Here is a 17685-nt window from a genome sequence, read left to right as displayed (position 1 = left end):
AAAGTCGAAGTTGCGGCTTCGACTTTATAAGGCTTGCGACAAGCAAGTTTCTATCAGCCAGATGCGATTATTTTGGAGGTTTCTCTCGGCGAAATAGATGGATTGCTATTTCTAAAACAACTAAAAAGCCAACCAGAAACCCAAGGGATTCCGGTTATGCTGCTAACTCTCAAAGCCAAATGGCAAGATTTACAACAGAGTTGGTTCCACAAATCTCAACTTGCAGCAGCGATCGTCAATCCTCTCGATCCAGCTATGCTTGCCGTGGAGATTGCGAAGGTGTTGGGTTGGGATTTAGACTGAGTATCCTCTCTGGGAATCTGGGGATTGTTGGATACAATTTCTCTCAGTTATTGCTATTTATACGAAATATTTCGATTTGCATCACTTCCTTAAGAACCTTGTATTCTTTACCAAATCTTTACTTCTTACCTCTACATTCATAGAGTTGCTGCTTCAACCCAGCTTACAGCACTTGGCAACAAGAGACAAATACACTTTCGATAAAAAAGAGGTTTTTATGACAAGCTGTCCTTGCTGCACGAATCAACTGCTGCGTCACGTTCGCCACAGTCAAGTATACTGGTTTTGCCGTCAGTGTTGGCAAGAAATGCCTGTTTACCCTCTTAACAGCTACGGTTCATCGCTCTCTATAAATTTAGTTACAGAGTTAAGCATTAAGAAGCAACTTTCTTCAGAGGCGGTAGTTTTAAGGTTAAATTCCATCGCACAGGCGTGAGGCCCGTGCCACAAGGGAGGCGGATGAATAAAATGGATCTCGCACTTATCGGCTAAACCTCCTCAAAAATTGCGCCTCGCTGCTGTAGATTCACCTGCATCTCCTCATCCATTCCTGAATTGTTCCCGAATCTGGCTGCCTCGACATTCGCACCGCTGAAATTAGTATTTGTTAAGTTCACTTCCAGCAGATTTGCGCCGCTCAAATTGGCACCGCTAAGGTTCGCTAAAGCTAGACTTGCTTTGTGCAAATCTGCGCAGCTTAAATCAGCATTTCCTAAGAAAGCGCCACTCAAATCTGCACCGCCGAATTTGGCATTTTGCAAGTTGGCGTCGCTGAAATCGACATCGCTTAAGTTTGCACCTCGAAAATTTGTCCGATCGAGATTTGCGCTGCTAAAATCCACTGCACTTAAAGTGGTTCCGCGCAAGCTACTACCCGCGAAATCCAGTGCTGGATTGAGATTGGCAATTTTTGCCAACTCCACAAAGTTGTCGGTTTCAGCGGAGATAATGCGATCGACCATTTCCTGCAATTCCGATTCAGCTTCCGGGACAATTTCCACCTCGCGCTGTTCAACCGGAGGCAAATTGTAGGACAATAGCGCCCAACTGATAGCCGGTTGGAGTTTATTTTTTTCCAGATATACAGTCAGGATTCTTTCTAAAACCGAATGTTGATTAGGCGTGATATCGTGTGGCCACAAACCCTCCGCATCTGTTAGATAAATATCTTCTTTCGTAACTTGAAAAGCCGCTGCGATACGCAATTGTTTGGCTGTAAATTCTCCCAGCATAGCACTTTTCAGCAAACCTTTTAATACTGATTTGCCCTGTTCTAATGCAAAAATCCAAGCGGGTGTTGTATCATCGCCTATTGTGGAAATGTGACAAAACGTGCAGTCAGTTTCATTTATTTTTTCTGCATGATAGCTGTCTCGAACTCCCCGCAGATTTTCAGTTAATAAAACTTCTGAACTGCTTTGAATAAGCTGCGTTTCTTCTATTGGCGAAAGCTTGAAAGAACCGACTAACTGACGCGATGCTACGGGAATTTCGCAGTTTTCTAGATTGAGCTTTAGCGTCCCGCCTTGCAGACCAAATTTGACGCGACCACCTAGCAGGGGTTCCCAATGCTCGTTAAAATTCAAGCTCAAGTTAATGTCGAGCTGCTGGGTTTGGGCTGCAACTGATGCAACGGGAATTGCTTCTAATTGCATCCACAAGCAATCTGGATATTTGTTGTGAGACTCTAGCGATCGCATATCGGGTAGAATTGCTGGCACTACCAGCCTGTAATTGATATTTAAATTAGTTTATCATCTCTATTTTATCACAACACAGCTTTTTTTTTGACACAATTGTAAATTTTGTTTAATTTTATCCCCAACTCATTGGTCTTGCTGAATTTGGCTTTTCACCCAATTCCGAAATGCTTTTACTAATTCCAAATAGTCCATTGTTTCTGCTTGTTCCAAAAATCTGACAATCTCTAATATCGGTAAGCTGGGAAATGCTAAACTGATCTCGCCCTCAAGGTATTCTCCATTTTCTAATCTGTTGATTCTGAGTCGCGATCCATTATAAATCCCAACTTCCGGCACTCCCAGATCCGCATAAACCTGCAAGGTATTTTCCGAACGGCTGGTAATGTCAATTTCCTACTAAATCCGGCGGCGGATCTTGAGTCAGGTCGATTCTTTTTTTGCCTTTAACTGCACTAATATTCTGAATGTAAAAACATTCATCCGGTTCTGCACCGCTAAGTTCAGGACGTTTGAAAGTTGTGGAACCAAGGGGTTCAATTCTCACCTCTAATTCTTCCGCTAAGGTTTCAACAAATCGACCCATTATTGTTTTGAAACGTTCGTGTTCTGGAGAAGGTATCCTAATTTCAAGATTGCCGCGATTATATGTCAATCTAATTTGTCTATCCCCTAGTTCGAGCAGCAAAGTTTCGTAAGTTTGCCAACTGATACCCGATAGCTCGACAATTTGTTCGGGTGGGGAGAGAGTTTGAGCGGTCATAGGGCTATTTTCGTGAAGAGTTCGCAGGCGCAAGCCGGGGTGTAGCCATCGCACTTTTGCATTATATCATCGAAGGAAGCCTAGGCTGGAAATACCAAAGACAAATCTAGAGACAACTCTGGAAAACCAGGAATTACCACCGTCTGATTTGGCAAAACAACTCGTTGCAATTGATAACTATAACTCCCGTTTTGTTTCTGATAAGGTTCGCTGTGCATTTCCAGTTCATTATCAACCAAATTAAATATCCAACAATTAGAAATTCCAGGTTCAGCATAGAGAGCTAACTTAGTTGTGCGATCGTACTTCAAAGTAAAATCTGAAACCTCAATTACCAAAAAGATATCAGCCGGCTCCGGGTGAGAAGACAAATAATTGTCATCACGATTGCGCGCAATCACAACATCAGGCTCTGGCTCGCTATCATCAGACAAAATAATCGGCTCTTGTACGCGCAAGCGAGCGCGTCTTGCCAGTAAAATGACTAACTCCTCAAGTAAAAGACTGTTGCAAACAGAGTGAAGCCTACCTTTAGCAGCCATAATGATAATTTCTCCGCGAATCAATTCAACTCGCTCATCGGGGGCGAAAAATCCCAGTTCTCCCAAACGGTGATATTCTGCGATCGAGAATCGTTTAGCAGTTACGGCAGTCATAGCTTTTGTTACCCTCTACAATTACCAACCTTTCCAATTAATTCTACTCAAAAATCCCGCCCCCTGCCATCAATTCAACCTTCACGGCATCCGAAATTCCCAGACAACCAAAAAACTTCGCCTTTTTAACCACCGTATTTTTCAAATCAGCGCGGCTCAAATCAGCACCGTTTAAATTCGCACCCCTCAAATTAACACCGCTTAAATCAGCATTCTTCAAATCAGTATTTGTCAAATTTGCATCTACTAAAATAGCATTCGGTAAATAAGCACTGCTCAAATTTGCGCCGGTTAAATTTGCACCGCTCAAATTCGCCCGGGGCAGCTTTGTCCGCAAATCAGCACCGCTCAAATTGGCGCTGCTGAGTTCAGCATCCCGCAAATTAGCATTGCACAAATTAGCATCAATTAAAATAGCAGCGCTCAGCAAAGCACCGCTGAGATCTGCCAAAGTCAAATCTGCCCCTCGAAGGTTGGTTTCGCGCAAATCAGCACCGTTAAAATCAGCGTAGTGCAAGTCAAAACCACTTAAATTAGCCCCAGCAAAATCCTCAATCGGATTCAAACCAACTGTTTCTGCAAGTTGTACAAAACTCTTATTTTTATCAATTAAAAACAGTTCCCGGACGATCGCCAATTGCTCCTGTCGGTACTGGTTAGCCTTCTGGTAATCGGCTAAATACTTGTAACCCAGCTTCAAATACTTGAGAGCATTGCGCTCAATGCGATCGTCCTTGCTGGCGCGCGCGATCGACAACTGCTGGTGATAACATTCGATCGCGCTAGGCAAATCTCCCTTAGCATCGTAAGCTAGCGCCAAATTGCCCAAAGTTTCGAGCTCAGAGCGCCCGTCGCCCGTGTCCCGCGCGATCGCCAAACGCTGCTGCTGGTAATCAATAGCACCAGAAAAATCCTCAAGAGCACAGCAAGCATTGCCCAAATTTCCCAAAGCATTCGCCTCACCCCGGCGATCCCCAATTTCCCGCGCTAACACCAAATGCTGCTGGTAGCAGTCGATCGCCTGAGCATAATTTCCCAGCGCTTCGTAAGCTACGCCTATATTACCCAGCGCCGCACCCGATCGCCGCTTATCGTTCCTCGATCGATACAGCGCCAGCGCTTCCTGCCAAGAATCCAGCGCCGCCTCAAATTGGCGCGCCTGATATTGCGAAATCCCCTGCTTGATTAGCTCGCTAGCTTGTTCGCTCATCATGTCAAAATTAGTTAATAACTAAAGTTGATATTAATCGACTCACAGCGGTAATTGCTAATCGGCAATCGGTAATCGGTAAGCGATATGACGCACTCCCTTTCTCCCCATCCGTATTTTCACGTCCGTGTCCACAAAAAATAGACAAAAAAAGAGAGAGCTACCTAAGTAACTCTCTCTGCCATCAGGGTGCATCTACACAACACAATATAGCACTATCGGGATGAGGGGTGAAACCCCCAAACGTGAAGATGTTGTAAAGAAATGTATATTAATTATAAAGTTACCATCCAGCCGGAAGCGCGAGACAGCGGCAGAATCGAGAAAAACCGCCCGCCGCTGTCTCCGCTACAGAACCCCCTTAACGACTGCTTAGCCTGGGCAGTTAAGCTTTGCCGCCAGCAGCTCGTTGGTCAATTTCGGATCGGCTCGGCCGCCCGTTTCCTTCATCACCTTGCCGACAAAAAAGCCCAGCAGCTTAGTTTTGCCGGCTCGGTACTGTTCGAGCTCCTTGGGATTGGCGGCCAACACTGCATCTATTGCCCGATCGATCGCCCCAGTATCGGAAATTTGAATCAAACCCTTGCTCTCAACGAACTTCTGAGGAGAACCGCCGTTTGCGAGCAACTCCGGCAAAATATCCTTAGCGATTTTGCCGCTGATCGTGCCGGCATCAATTAGCCCCAGCAGTTCGGCTAAATCCTGCGGTTGGAAAGGAATTTCTGCGATGGCGAGTTTTTCATTTTTCAGGTAAGCAGTGATATCGCCCATCACCCAATTGGCAGCTTGTTTAGCCACAGCACCGGCGGCGATCGATTTTTCAAAATACTCCGCCACGGCTTTGTCGTCAGTCAGCACCCGCGCGTCGTAGGGAGAAAGAGCGAGCTCAGTTTCGTAGCGATGGCGCTTCATTGCCGGCAATTCCGGCAGTTGAGCTTTCCAATCATGCAATTGCTCGGCCGAAACTTCGATCGGAGGCAAATCCGGTTCCGGGAAATACCGATAATCGCTCGCACCTTCCTTAACCCGCATACTGAAAGTACACTGCTTGTTTTCATCCCAAAGCCGCGTTTCTTGGACGATGGTTTCGCCATTTTCCACGGCTTGAATTTGCCGCTCGATCTCGTAATCGATCGCCCGTTCGATCGCATTAAAAGAGTTCATATTTTTTATTTCCACCTTCGTGCCGAACTCTTTTCTGCCAACGGGGCGCACCGAAATATTCACGTCGCACCGGAGCGAACCTTCCTGCATATTCCCGTCGCCAACACCGATGTAGCGCACGATCCGGCGCAATTCTTGACCGTATTCGGCAGCTTCCGCGCCCGATCGCAAATCCGGTTCCGAAACAATTTCGATTAGAGGCACACCGGCGCGGTTGTAATCCACCAGTGAATAAGTAGAACCGCTGAGCCGGTCGCTGCCGCCGTGAACCAATTTTCCGGCATCTTCCTCCATGTGCAAGCGAGTGATCCCGATTTTTTTTCTAGTAGAATTTCCCGTCTCGTCTACCAGTTCAATTTCTAGCCAACCGTTAGTAGCGATCGGCAAATCGAACTGAGAAATTTGATAATTTTTCGGCAAATCGGGATAGAAATATTGCTTGCGGTCAAACTTACTGTAAGGTGCGATTTCGCAGTTGAGAGCCAGCCCTGCTTTCACCGCATACTCCAGCACTTTTTGATTTAATACTGGCAACACTCCAGGCATTCCCATACAAATTGGGTCAATATTAGTATTTGGGGCATTGCCAAATTCTGTAGAAGAACTGGAGAAAATTTTAGTATTCGTACTCAATTGACAATGAGTTTCGAGACCGATAATGGCTTCGTACTGAGTTTGGTTTTTTATCGAAGAGGGTGGAGCAGCAGTCATAAGTGACCTAAAAGACTGAATAACTTTAGATTTTATTTTAGCTTTTTATTGTATGACTTACGCACGGGCGGTCAGAAAGCGGGTTGTTTTTATTGCGAAAATACTGCATCCCGACCTTTAACACTGGTAAAAACCCGCTTTCTTTGCTATTTATGCGTCCAGGACTATATTGACCAAACCGATTTGAGATTATTTGTAGGTAGGAGGGGTTTCATCGGTCTGAACTTAAGGCGTCAAACCCACAGTCAGACAGGGGGTTTGACGCCTTAAGCTCAGACCGATGGGGAGCGGCATACGCAATGCCCTGCTACAGATTCGCGATCGACCCACGCCGATATCCTTTCGATCGCCCCCAAACAACAACCCTGTGCAAAAATATACTTAGCGCCAGCTCCCGCCCGCACTCTTGCCCAGGATAGTTTTAAATCGATCGACCGCAATTGCCGATCTGCACGCCAAACCCTTTTACTGACAGTCTTTAATAGCACCGCCCGCCTCTAACGATCGGCTCTCTCCACAAATTAAAAGTTAAAAATGTATAATTTCACAGGAAATTACATATTTTTAATTTTTAATTTTTAATTTTTAATTTTTAATTCTAAAATTAACACTTGCGTAAGTATCAAAAATATGCCTGAAATTCCCGTTGAAAGTGCCGCACTATTTCAGAACAGCATCACTGAGCTAGAACAGGCGGAATCAGCCCTCGAACTCGCTTGGAACGAACTCGAAAAACAAACAGCAGAAACCATCGATCGCATTGCCAAATCCGGCTCAGCAAACGCACAGGAAATCAGCCATCGCTTTGCCGGGGCTAAACAAATCCGCCAGCAACTTCAAACTCAAATAAAACAAGCCAACTCGCGGCGGGAATTTCACCTAGAAAACTTGCCAATGGCAGTTATAGAGTGGGATAGAGAATTTCGGGTAGTGCGGTGGTCGCCAATGGCCGAACAAATATTTGGCTGGAGTGCAGCAGAAGCAATTGGCAAATACTGGCACCAATGGTCAATAGTTCATCAAGAAGACTTCGAGCAAGTGTGCGCAGTCACAAATCAACTGTTACACAGCAGAGAACCTCGCAACGTTTGCCGCAACCGCAACTATACCAAAGATGGCTCGGTAATTTACTGCGAATGGTACAATTCTGCACTCGTCGATGAATCGGGAACAGTAGTTTCAATTCTCTCTTGTGGCCGAGACATAACCGAACACCACCGCACTCAAGAAGAACTGCACCAGCGCGAACAGGCATTCAGCGCCCTAGCCGAAAATGCGACTGATATTATCGCCCGGTTCGATCGAGAATTGTGCCACCTTTACGTCAACCAAGCAGTCGAAGCTGTTACCGGAAAACTCCGGGGCGAATTCATCGGCAAAAGTAACAAGGAATTAGGAATGCCGGCACAGCTTTGCAACTTATGGGATGAGGCTTTTTTAAAAGTTTTCCGTACTGGTAAACAAGAAACTATAGAATTTGAATTGGCTACTCCTAACGGTATAAAATACTACCAAAGTCGAATCAGTCCCGAATTTGCGGAAGACAATTCAGTCGAAACAATTTTAGTTATTGCCCGCGATATCACAGAACTAAAACAAGTCGAATCCCAGTTGCGACAAAGCGAATCCAAATTTAGAGCCATAGTTGATTCCAACATGATCGGCATAATATTTTGGGATATTAACGGTCGCATTCTAGATGCCAACGCTCCGTTTTTAAAGACAGTAAACTATACGCGGGACGATCTGCTTTCAGGAAGAATTAACTGGCAAGAAATGACACCGCCAGAATACGTGCGTTTAGACACAGAAAAAGTAGCAGAACTTAGGGCTAGGAACACTGTTATTCCTTTTGAAAAAGAATTTATTCGCTCCGATGGTAGCCGCGTTCCGGTGCTGCTGGGCAGCGCATTGTTAGACGGAACGAAGCAGTTCGGTGTCAGTTTTGTGCTGGACTTAAGCGATCGCAAACAGGCAGAATCAGAACTGCAAAAACATCAAGAACTTTTAGAGAGCATCCTGACAACTATCCCCAACTTTCTCTACATATACGATGCAGTAGAAAACAAAAATATTTATGCAAATGAATCGGTCACAGCGATGCTCGGCTACACTGCAAAAGAATTGCAAGATTGGGGTACAGATGCTGTGGCTAACTTAGTTCATCCCGAGGATATTTTACACCTAATTACAGGTATGGAGCGGCTAACACAGAGCAGCAATCCCCATGAAACCGATGACATAGACTACAGAATTAAACACAAAAATGGGGAATGGCGCTGGGTGCACGATCGGTCTACAATCTTCAAAAGAACCCCAGACGGACAAATGAAGCAAGTTATCGGTTCCGTACTCGATATCAGCGATCGCAAACAAGCCGAAGAATCATTAAAACAGCAAAACGAAGTGCTGCAAACAATCTTCGACAACGTGCCGGTCATGCTCGGATTTTTGGGAAGCAGCGGTGAAGTGAACTGGGTAAACCGCCACTGGGAACAAGTGCTCGGCTGGAGTTTGGCAGAAATCAAAGAACTCGATATCTGGGCCGAATTTTATCCGCAGCCTGAATACCGCCAATACGTTTTGGATCAAATCCAAGCAGCAAATCACAACTGGACCGACTTCAAAACAAAAATTAGAGACGGGCGAACTATCGACACTTCTTGGGCAAATGTTCGCCTTTCCGACGGCAGGTGTATCGGCATCGGTCAAGATATCACCGAACGCAAACGAGTAGAAGCTGAACTTAAAGAACTCAACGAAACTTTAGAAGCTCAAGTCGCCCAGCGTACCGCAGAATTAGAGACTTTTTTTGACGCTTTGCCGGACTACATTTATGTTGTAGAACGCGACAATATGCGCCTGTCTTTTGTCAACCAGCCTCTTGCCGCATTTTCCGGATTCGACAGCAGGCAGCAGATGGAGGGCAAAACCATTTTTGAGTGCTATCCCAGCGAACTTGCAGAACGATTTAGCCGGGAAAATCGCCAAGTATTTGAATGCGGCAAAACTCTGCACTACCAGGAAAAATTTATGAGAGTCGGTGGCAATGCTTATTTCGACACGTTTAAAATTCCGCTGAGAAATCTCGACGGCGAGGTTTATGCTTTAATTGGCACTGCTCGCGATATTACTGAGTTGGTAGAGACCAAACAAGCCTTGTCAGAACGTACAGAGCAATTAGAAGCTGCCAATAAAGAATTAGAATCTTTTTCCTACTCAGTTTCCCACGACTTGCGCGCACCTTTGCGACACATTTCAGGTTTTGTGAATGCCTTGAAGCAGCGGTTACAATCAACAGAGGCTTTGAGCGATCGCAAAATAGTTCACTATATCGAAATAATTGAAGACAGCAGCCAAAAAATGAGCCTCTTGATTGACGGTTTGCTCGCCCTGTCGCGGGTGACTCGCACCGAGTTAATGCAAATTCCGATCGATCTGACGCGTTTGGTGCAAACTGCGATTAAATTGAGTAAATCCTCAACTGTCGCAGATCCGGCCCAAACTCCCCACAGCGTCGAATTTGCCGTCGGAAATTTGCCGACGGTAACGGGAGATCCAACCTTGCTGCAACAGGTGTTCAGCAACTTGATTAGCAACGCCGTCAAGTTCAGCCGCGGACGAACTCCGGCTACAATAGTTATTGATGGGTTACCGGATGGAACGATTTTTGTCAAAGATAACGGCGTGGGTTTTCCGATGGAATATGCCGATCGGCTGTTTGGAGCCTTTCAACGGCTGCACTCCCAGAGAGAATTTGAAGGTACGGGCATCGGTTTGGCGATCGTCCAGCGGATTATTCATCGTCACGGCGGCACGATTTGGGCAGAAAGCGTACCTAGTCAAGGAGCCACGTTTTACTTTAAACTAGGGCAAACAATCTCAAACGCCAATATAGATTCGTAAGTTAACTTTATCGTAGTTTTAAATTTTGAATTTAAAACTATTATACACTTAAAGAAGTCACAATCTGCGAGAGCATCCGAATTTTGGTTTCACAGGACTGTTCGCTCTGAGAGATCGCAGCGGAAAATCTAGGCTGTGCAAGATGCTCGGACTCCTAAAAAATGCTTTTTACAGAATTGGGATGCTCCCCAATCAGTTCGGTCAGCCCTAGGGTCCGGGTGCTAAATAAAGGTCTGGAGAGTAGAGTATATAATTAATTTTACTAAAAACAACTAAAATATTCGACTTTTAATTAACAAAATTAAATTTAAAAAATGACATTTAGCAACAACACAAACAACAAATTAAAAACTTCCGAATACCTTATGTTAGATATAATTCAAACCAACTATCTACTAAAAATGGTGGCGGAATCAACATTAAAATTGTTGATTGTCGAAGACATGGCAGAAGATATGGAATTAATAATGCTCGCCTTAGAAGCGGGGGGAGTAAAGTTTAATTGCGACACTGCCGAAACAGCAACAGAGTGCAGAAAACTACTCCAAAATTGCAAGTACGATGCTGTACTATCAGATTACCGCCTGCCCGGATTCAACGGTTTAGAAGTGTTGAAATTAATGCAGGAATTAGGGCAAGACATACCATTTATTTTAGTAACGGGAAGTTTGGGAGAAGAAGCGGCAGTTGAGTGCATCAAAGCCGGAATGACAGATTACGTATTAAAGGGGCGGCTGTTTAGGTTGCCAACCGTCTTAGAACGATCGCTCCAAGAATACAAAATGCGCCGCCAGCAGCAAGAAGCGATCGTCCAAATTCAGCGGCAAGCTCAGCGAGAAGCGATCGTCAACCGCATCCTCCAAGCTATGCGCTTCACCCTTGTACTCGACGAAGTGCTCCAAACCACCGCAGATCAACTGCACGAAGCTCTCGAAATCAGCGCCTGTGCGATCTTGCAGCCAGATGCCGAAGGCGGCATCAGAGTTCGCTACATCAGTAAAGCAGCCGACAGAGAACGGTTCGTCGGGCTAAATTGCGAATTGGCCGAGCACTACCACTCCTGCCTCGCGGCCGGGGAAACCCTGGCCCTCGACGAGTTATCGACCCTGTGCCCGTCGCTGCAAGCATCAGCAGATTTTGTAGGGTTTCGCGCCGTCGCGATCGCGCCGCTACTCTACCAGCAGTCATTTTTGGGAGGAATTGCCCTCTATCAGTGCGATCGGGCGCGCTCTTGGAGCGCCGAAGAACTGTCGCTACTCAAAGCCATAGCCGACCAGTGCGCGATCGCGATCCACCAAGCCGAACTATACCAACAAGCCCAAACCGAACTCGCAGAACGCCAGCGCGCCGAAGCAGCAGTAAGTGGCATCCAGCAGCAGCTAGCCACAATGGCAGCCAACATTCCCGGCTCAGTTTACCGCACCGTGCTTCATCCAGACGGCACAATGTCTATGCCCTACATCAGTCCGGGCGTGCGCGAAGTTACAGGGATCGCTGCCGAAGAAGTAATTTCGCGCCCGGAACTCTTGACGGAAATCATCCATCCCGATGACAAAAGCTCCTGTGACAGCAGCGTAGCAGCATCAAGAGCGAGTCTTTTGCCCTGCGATCGCCAGTACCGCATCGTTCTGAGATCTGGGGAGGTCAAGTGGGTGCAAGACAGCGCCAGATTTTCCAAGAACGAAAACGGGGACATAATTGTAGACGGAGTAGCTCTCGACATCAGCGATCGCAAAGAAGCCGAATCAGCACTCAGACAAAGCGAACAGCGATTTCGCTCGCTGATTGAAAACGCCACAGACATCACGATCATTCTCGACGCCGAAGGAATCTTCCGCTACATCAGCCCTTCCGTCAAGCGAATTTTAGGATACGCGCCCCACCAGGCGATCGGGCGCAGCGCCTTAGAAATAGTTCACCCCGACGACTGCGCCGCGATCGCCCAAACCCTCCAAAAAGCCATTGAAAACCCCAAAAGAAGCCAGTCCCCACTTGAGTACCGAGTCCGCCACCGCAACGGTTCGTGGTGTTATGTAGAAGCTGTAGCCACCAACTTGCTGCACGATCCCGCCGTCAAGGGAATCGTGATCAACTGCCACGACATCACTCAGCGCAAACTCGCCGAGGAACAACTGCTGCACGACGCTTTTCACGACGCCCTCACCGGATTGCCCAACCGAGCGCTATTTACCGATCGGCTGGAACACTCTCTGAGGCTGGCACAACGGCGCAAAGACTACTTGTTTGCAGTGCTGTTTCTCGATTTAGATAGATTTAAAGTAGTCAACGATTCCCTCGGCCACGCCATCGGGGATCAACTGCTAGTAGCGATCGCGCGGCGTCTGGAAACTTGTCAGAGGGCAGGAGATACAGTGGCCCGCCTCGGAGGAGACGAGTTCGTGCTGTTGCTCGATGACATCGACGGCGTAAATGAAGCTACCAACATTGTCAACCGTCTGCAAAAGAAAATTACCTCCCCCATCCTTCTAGACGGACACGAAGTATTTATCACCGCCAGCATCGGCATAGCTTTGAGTTCTGGCGAATACCTAGAACCGACAAACCTGCTGCGAGACGCCGACACAGCAATGTACCGCGCCAAAGAACTAGGCAGAGCCCGACACGAAGTTTTTAATAGTTCCATGCACGCCCACGCTTTGTGGCTGTTGCAGCTAGAAAACGACCTGCGGCGAGCGATCGAATCAATTAGAGAGCCCGCTAGAGAAGAAGAGTCTCCCCAATCCGCCCAATCGGCCCCATCAGGCTTGCCTCCCTTATCCGCAGCGCCCCAGTTTATCCTTCACTACCAGCCGATAGTCAGCATCGCCAACAGCACAATTACCAGTTTTGAGGCCCTAGTGCGCTGGCAGCATCCAGAACGCGGCTTAGTTTCCCCCGGCGAATTCATCACAATCGCCGAAGAAACCGGCTTGATCGTACCCCTGGGCCGGTGGGTACTCCGCACAGCTTGCCACCAAATCCGCGAGTGGCAGCAGCTATTTCCAAGCAACCCGCCCTTGAGTGTCAGCGTCAACCTTTCAGTCAAACAGTTTTCTCAGCCAGATTTAATCGAATACATCGACCAAGTTCTCGAAGAAAGTCACCTCGACGGCAGCAGTTTAAAACTAGAAATTACCGAAAGCGTACTCATAGAAAATTCCGAATCCGTAACAGCAATGCTGGTGCAGCTCAGAGCCCGAAACATACACTTGTGCATTGACGACTTCGGCACAGGCTATTCATCGCTCTCCTACCTGCACCGCTTCCCCACAAATACTTTAAAAATAGACCGCTCTTTTGTTAGCAGGATGGGAGGTGAGTTCGATTTCAGCAAAGGAGGCATTGATCCGACAGAAATTGTGCGATCGATCGTTACTTTGTCGCACAATTTAGGCATGGATGTAGTAGCCGAAGGAGTCGAAGAAGCCTCGCAACTATCTATACTCAAAGGGTTAAAATGTGAGTACGCCCAGGGATTCTTTTTTTCAAAGGCAGTAGACTCTCAAACAGCAGCAGGTCTAATCAGACAGCAAGCAGAAAATCAGAATTTGCTGACATTTAGTTTGTTAGAGAAAGGCCATTAAAAAAACACGGCACTTTGTGCGTCCCGTTTCAGCATAAAATCTTAAAATATTTTAAAGCTGTCCCTAACTGGCGTCAGTTAATAACTACGGCATCCAAATCACTATGACTATTGGCTACCTCGCCCTCGTTCTCCACGCCCACTTGCCTTTTGTCCGCCACCCCGAAAGCGACTACGTTTTAGAAGAAGAATGGCTGTTTGAGGCGATCGCGGAAACCTACATTCCCCTGCTGCAAGTCTTTGAAGGGCTGCTTCGCGACGGCATCGACTTTAAAATTACCATGAGCATGACGCCGCCCTTGGTGGCAATGCTGCGCGACCCTTTACTGCAAGACCGCTTCGACGACCACTTGGCTAAACTCGAAGAACTAGCGGATCTCGAAATCGAACACAACAGCGGAAACGGTCACCTCCGCTATTTAGCAGAACATTACGCCGCCCACTTCTCTCAAGTTCGGAACTTTTGGGAAAGGTACGATCGAGATTTAGTAAAAGCCTTCAAACAATTCCAAGACACCAACAACCTCGAAATCATCACCTGCGGCGCTACCCACGGCTATTTACCGCTGATGAAAATGTACCCCGAGGCAGTTTGGGCGCAAATTCAAGTAGCCTGCGACAACTACGAAGCAAACTTCGGCCGCCGACCAAAAGGCATTTGGCTGCCCGAATGCGCCTATTACGAAGGCTTAGAGCGGATGTTAGCCGACGCAGGCCTGCGCTACTTTCTCACAGACGGTCACGGCATCCTCTACGCCCGCCCGCGCCCCCGCTACGGCAGCTACGCCCCGATTTTCACCGAATGCGGAGTAGCCGCCTTCGGCCGGGATCACGAATCCTCACAGCAGGTGTGGTCTTCCGAAGTAGGCTATCCAGGCGCGGCCGAATACCGGGAATTCTACAAAGATTTGGGCTGGGAAGCTGACTACGATTACATTAAGCCCTACATCATGCCCAACGGCCAGCGGAAAAATACCGGGATTAAATATCACAAAATCACCGGTCGCGGATTGGGTTTAGGCGACAAACAGTTGTACGATCCTTACTGGGCACGGGAAAAAGCAGCCGAACACGCCAGCAACTTTGCTTTCAACCGGGAACGCCAAGTCGAACACCTCAACGGCATTATGCAGCGTCCGCCGATTATTGTTTCACCTTACGACGCCGAACTTTTCGGTCACTGGTGGTACGAAGGGCCTTGGTTCTTAGATTACCTGTTCCGCAAGAGTTGGTACGACCAAAATACCTACGAGATGACGCACTTAGCCGATTATTTGCGGGCAAATCCGACTCAGCAAGTGTGCCGCCCGTCTCAGTCTAGCTGGGGTTTCCGGGGTTTCCACGAATATTGGCTCAACGATACCAATGCTTGGATTTACCCGCACTTGCACAAAGCTGCGGAACGGATGATTGAGTTGGGAAGCATGGAACCTGCGGATGAATTGCAGTGGCGGGCTTTGAACCAGGCGGCGCGGGAAGTGCTGCTAGCTCAATCTTCTGACTGGGCATTTATCATGCGTACAGGGACGATGGTGCCCTATGCAGTGCGGCGGACTCGATCGCACTTAATGCGCTTTCACAAGCTGTACGATGAAGTGAAAGAAGGCAAAGTTGATTCCGGTTGGTTGGAGAAGGTTGAGGAGATTGACAATATTTTCCCTGAAATCAACTATCGCGTTTATCGATCGCTTTAAGCAAACTTCGAGCAAATCCCCACAGTTTAAAACGAGTTGCGACACAAACAAAACCCGCCGTCGCGGGTTTTTTTCATAGAATTGTCATTAGCAATCACGATTGAATCTCGGAGAGGCTGAGGCACTATATAAAACAATAATTGAGTTGGGATATTTATGAATATTTAGGCGAGCGCAAATAAAAATTTCGCGCAGATTTTGAAGTATTTTTAGAGAAACATTCTTGATCTATAACCGGATAGGATTACATTTGATCTGCCATTACTACTGTTGTAGAGTTTTTGATAATTGGTATTAAATATCCATGCGTACTGCATCCTGGTAAACTTGACTGTGATACCTGCGGATTTTCTCACCTCTGAAAGTTTGGCTGTGAAGCCGTATTTAGCGCTGCTGGGCGTGGGAGCGATTTCTGGTGTGATTTCTGCGAACTCCTTGCTCCGGGCTGTGAGGCATGGACTGAGGAGTGGCTTGCTTATAGCTTGCTTAATTTGTTGACTGCCGTTTTATTTGCCGTCATACTCCTACTAGGGTAGAACAATCACCTCAATATAGTTGGTGGCAAATGATATTTTCTAGATTTTTTTATGCTGTTTAGTTTTTTATAAACACTTTTTATCGGCTAATATCACAATTATTTTAAAAATAGTTTTTCTTAATTATATCTTTATTTTTCAGTCTAGACTCAACAGTGGGGGAGTTCTTAATTATCCACGAGCGAGGAAAGATTAAAGTTTTTTTAAGTTTGACAAAATAAAGGAAATCTTTTGTAATATAAAGAAGAAACTTGAAATTTTTCTCAAGACAAACTAATTGGATAAAAGTATCGCTAAGGTAGTAAAAATGACGGTTTGTCAGAGAAAAAGAGTGTTAAGCTCGGCTAAGCTCAGCCAAAGCAAAAGCTCAATATTTAATTAAGTTCGATCGACAACAAAGGCTAAGGTAAATTTCATGGCAAACTCAGTTTTAAATCAGCCAAACGCAGCAGCAGGAGTGCAGTGGCAGCCAAAAGATATTATCCGCAGCCTAGTGTGGAAAATTGCGATCGCAACCTGGCTGTTAATGGCTGTAGGCAGCGCCACGCGAGTCATGAATGCGGGGCTCGCTTGCCCCGACTGGCCGCTGTGCTACGGTCAATTAATACCTGCAGCGCAAATGAATTTGCAGGTATTTCTGGAATGGTTTCACCGATTGGACGCAGCAGCGATCGGCTTGAGCGCGATCGCACTTTTAGGACTATCTTTGTTTTACCGCAGCCGCCTGCCAAAATGGCTGCCTTGGGCGAGCGCCGGGGCAGTATTTTTAATCGTTTTTCAGGGCGTATTGGGCGGCTTGACAGTAACACAACTGCTGAGATTTGACATCGTTACCGCTCACTTGGGAACAGCTTTACTATTTTTTGCCGCCCTGCTAGTCATCGGTTTCATGCTGACTCCCTACGAAGCTACAGGAAATGTCGGCAAATTGGCTTGGGTAAGTTCGATCGCAGCATTGTTAGTTTACCTGCAAAGTTTGCTAGGAGCATTAGTAGGCTCTAGATGGGCGCTGCACCAATGTTTGGACTCCTCACAATTGTGCTCGGTAATGAACAGCCACATCGCCGGCATAGTACCAGCTACAGCAGCGACTTTAGGACTGGCAATCATGGCTTGGCGGCAGCCTGCACTGAGTCCAAACTTGCGAAAACTGGCTAATTGGGCGAGTGTTTGCCTAATTGCTCAATTAGTTCTGGGATTAGCAACTTTCCGCCTGCATCTTCAGGTAGAACCGCTGACAGTCGCCCACCAAGCAGTCGGTGCTGCTTTGCTGGGAACCCTGATAGCTTTTAGTGTTTTAGCTTGGCGCGATCGAGTTTTATCAGCTTGAGAGATAAGACTAAAGTAAGAGGCGGCGGGTTTATTAATCCTTGTAGCTACAGCAAATATTTCTCGTAAAACCCGCCCCTACAACCTAATGACTAATGACGAATTCGCAAATAATTACTAACAGCTTACA

The 17685-nt window shown here is 46.8% G+C and carries 12 protein-coding genes; 6 read left to right on the top strand and 6 right to left on the bottom strand.

The genetic code is table 11. The annotated features are described in order from the left end of the window. Window positions 1-33: 33 nt before the first annotated feature. The gene (locus QUB30_RS11285) at window positions 34-303 is read left to right on the top strand and encodes a hypothetical protein (RefSeq protein WP_333333186.1); all 270 of its coding nucleotides are present in this window, start codon (window positions 34-36) and stop codon (window positions 301-303) included. 217 nt (window positions 304-520) lie between these two features. Further along, complete coding sequence (locus tag QUB30_RS11280) at window positions 521-739, top strand: hypothetical protein (RefSeq protein WP_333333184.1); 219 nt, start codon at window positions 521-523, stop codon at window positions 737-739. 52 nt (window positions 740-791) lie between these two features. Here QUB30_RS11280 and QUB30_RS11275 read toward each other — a convergent pair whose 3' ends face one another. The 6 genes from QUB30_RS11275 to gatB form a co-directional block, all read right to left on the bottom strand. Next, window positions 792-2024 (bottom strand): pentapeptide repeat-containing protein, encoded by a 1233-nt coding sequence (locus QUB30_RS11275; protein WP_333333182.1) that lies wholly within the window; start codon window positions 2022-2024, stop codon window positions 792-794. A gap of 105 nt (window positions 2025-2129) precedes the next feature. After that, entirely contained in the window at window positions 2130-2366 is a 237-nt protein-coding gene (locus QUB30_RS33810) for a hypothetical protein (protein WP_445300481.1), read from the bottom strand. A gap of 25 nt (window positions 2367-2391) precedes the next feature. Further along, a complete protein-coding gene (locus QUB30_RS33805; protein ID WP_445300480.1) occupies window positions 2392-2766 on the bottom strand; it encodes a Uma2 family endonuclease in 375 nt (124 codons plus the stop codon). 80 nt (window positions 2767-2846) lie between these two features. Beyond that, window positions 2847-3422 (bottom strand): Uma2 family endonuclease, encoded by a 576-nt coding sequence (locus tag QUB30_RS11265; protein WP_333333180.1) that lies wholly within the window; start codon window positions 3420-3422, stop codon window positions 2847-2849. Window positions 3423-3465: 43 nt separating this feature from the next. Beyond that, a complete protein-coding gene (locus QUB30_RS11260; RefSeq protein WP_333333178.1) occupies window positions 3466-4635 on the bottom strand; it encodes a pentapeptide repeat-containing protein in 1170 nt (389 codons plus the stop codon). A gap of 369 nt (window positions 4636-5004) precedes the next feature. Then, a complete protein-coding gene (gene gatB / locus QUB30_RS11255) occupies window positions 5005-6507 on the bottom strand; it encodes an Asp-tRNA(Asn)/Glu-tRNA(Gln) amidotransferase subunit GatB (RefSeq protein WP_333333176.1) in 1503 nt (500 codons plus the stop codon). Window positions 6508-7137: 630 nt separating this feature from the next. On the opposite strand from gatB, the gene QUB30_RS11250 reads away from it, so the two are divergent. From QUB30_RS11250 to QUB30_RS11235, 4 genes are all read left to right on the top strand, one after another. Continuing rightward, window positions 7138-10413 carry a PAS domain S-box protein gene (locus QUB30_RS11250; protein ID WP_333333174.1) on the top strand — a complete coding sequence of 1092 codons (3276 nt, stop codon included), beginning with the start codon at window positions 7138-7140 and terminating at the stop codon, window positions 10411-10413. A gap of 365 nt (window positions 10414-10778) precedes the next feature. Continuing rightward, window positions 10779-13997 carry an EAL domain-containing protein gene (locus QUB30_RS11245; protein ID WP_333333172.1) on the top strand — a complete coding sequence of 1073 codons (3219 nt, stop codon included), beginning with the start codon at window positions 10779-10781 and terminating at the stop codon, window positions 13995-13997. 103 nt (window positions 13998-14100) lie between these two features. Beyond that, window positions 14101-15690 (top strand): glycoside hydrolase family 57 protein, encoded by a 1590-nt coding sequence (locus tag QUB30_RS11240; protein WP_333333170.1) that lies wholly within the window; start codon window positions 14101-14103, stop codon window positions 15688-15690. 951 nt (window positions 15691-16641) lie between these two features. After that, a complete protein-coding gene (locus tag QUB30_RS11235; RefSeq protein WP_333333168.1) occupies window positions 16642-17556 on the top strand; it encodes a heme A synthase in 915 nt (304 codons plus the stop codon). The last annotated feature ends 129 nt before the right edge of the window (window positions 17557-17685 follow it).

The organism is Microcoleus sp. BROC3, assembly GCF_036702515.1.
Taxonomy (GTDB): Bacteria; Cyanobacteriota; Cyanobacteriia; order Cyanobacteriales; family Microcoleaceae; genus Microcoleus.
Note: the sequence above shows the minus strand (reverse complement) of the source record. Positions and strands in the feature narration are given on the sequence as shown.

Coding starts and splice junctions, on each gene's coding strand:
- QUB30_RS11280 (WP_333333184.1), top strand. CDS start 521: ATGACAAGCTGTCCTTGCTGCACGAATCAACTGCTGCGTCACGTTCGC.
- QUB30_RS33805 (WP_445300480.1), bottom strand. CDS start 2,766: ATGACCGCTCAAACTCTCTCCCCACCCGAACAAATTGTCGAGCTATCG.
- QUB30_RS11265 (WP_333333180.1), bottom strand. CDS start 3,422: ATGACTGCCGTAACTGCTAAACGATTCTCGATCGCAGAATATCACCGT.
- QUB30_RS11260 (WP_333333178.1), bottom strand. CDS start 4,635: ATGATGAGCGAACAAGCTAGCGAGCTAATCAAGCAGGGGATTTCGCAA.
- gatB (WP_333333176.1), bottom strand. CDS start 6,507: ATGACTGCTGCTCCACCCTCTTCGATAAAAAACCAAACTCAGTACGAA.
- QUB30_RS11250 (WP_333333174.1), top strand. CDS start 7,138: ATGCCTGAAATTCCCGTTGAAAGTGCCGCACTATTTCAGAACAGCATC.
- QUB30_RS11245 (WP_333333172.1), top strand. CDS start 10,779: ATGTTAGATATAATTCAAACCAACTATCTACTAAAAATGGTGGCGGAA.
- QUB30_RS11240 (WP_333333170.1), top strand. CDS start 14,101: ATGACTATTGGCTACCTCGCCCTCGTTCTCCACGCCCACTTGCCTTTT.
- QUB30_RS11235 (WP_333333168.1), top strand. CDS start 16,642: ATGGCAAACTCAGTTTTAAATCAGCCAAACGCAGCAGCAGGAGTGCAG.